A 1,000-nucleotide genomic window follows, 5' to 3' on the forward strand; every position below is an offset into this window, starting at 1 on the left:
CCCAGGTTCTTCAGCGGGCCGTCCTGGAACACGTAGGCGATGTCGGTGTTGCGTTCCCATTCCTTGCCATCCGGCTTGCCGGCGCCCAGGTCGACGTTGTCGCCGGAGAGGTAGCGGGTCATGAAGGTCAGGCCGGGGATGCCCACGGAGGCGAAGTTGAAGTCGTAGCGGGCCTGCCAGGACTTCTCGTCCTTGTTGGCGAAGTCGCCGATCTGCACGTAGTTCACCAGGTACGGGTCGGTGCCGTTGATGTAGGCGTAGCCGGTGTCGCCGCTCATGCTCTGGTAGCCGAGGCCGAAGGCATGGCCGCCGAGGGCGTAGGTGAACATGGCGCCGAAGGCCTTGTTGTCCACGTTGCTGGTGCCTTCGTCGGTGGAGCGGGCGTAGCGGATGTCGCTCTTCAGGGACTGCTTGTCACCCAGCGGCAGCATGTGCACCAGGGTGAAGATGTGCTGTTTGTAGAAGTCGTCGAGGTTGCCGTAGTTGTAGCCGGTGGTGAGGTTGTCGTTCCACTTGTAGGTGGCCCCGCCGAAGGTGAACGCATCGCTGGTGGTGCCGCTGCGGAAGGTGATGCCGCGCGCGCCGCCGCTGGTGATGGTCATGTCCTCGTAGTCGGAGGAGTCACGCTGGTTCACCTGGGTCAGACGGCCGGCGTCGAGGCTCAGGCCGTCGATCTCCAGGGCGTTGAGGTGGCCGCCCTTGAAGGTCTGCGGCAGCAGGCGCGAGTCGTTGTACTGCACGCTGGGCAGCTTGGGCATCAGGGTGCCGACCTTGAGCACGCTCTTGGAGGCGCGCAGCTTGGCGGTCACGCCGAGTTCGCCGTATTCGTCCTGGGCGCGCTTGCTCTCGCGGTCGCGCTTGAGCAGGCCGGTGCCGCTGCGGTCCGGGCTGGAGTCGAGCTTGACCCCCAGCAGGCCGATGGCGTCGACGCCGACGCCGATGGTGCCTTCGGTAAACCCGGACTCGTAGCGCAGCAGGAACCCCTGGGCCCACTCCTCGG

At 65.7% G+C, this 1,000-nt stretch carries 1 protein-coding gene; it reads right to left on the reverse strand.

Annotated features, from left to right (window positions below):
* Positions 1–1,000: OprD family porin (locus A7D27_RS26840; RefSeq protein ID WP_139134210.1), on the reverse strand; the 1,000-nt coding region annotated here is incomplete at both ends.

This window comes from Pseudomonas sp. 1D4 (assembly GCF_001728925.1).
GTDB classification, from domain to species: Bacteria; Pseudomonadota; Gammaproteobacteria; order Pseudomonadales; family Pseudomonadaceae; genus Metapseudomonas; species Metapseudomonas otitidis.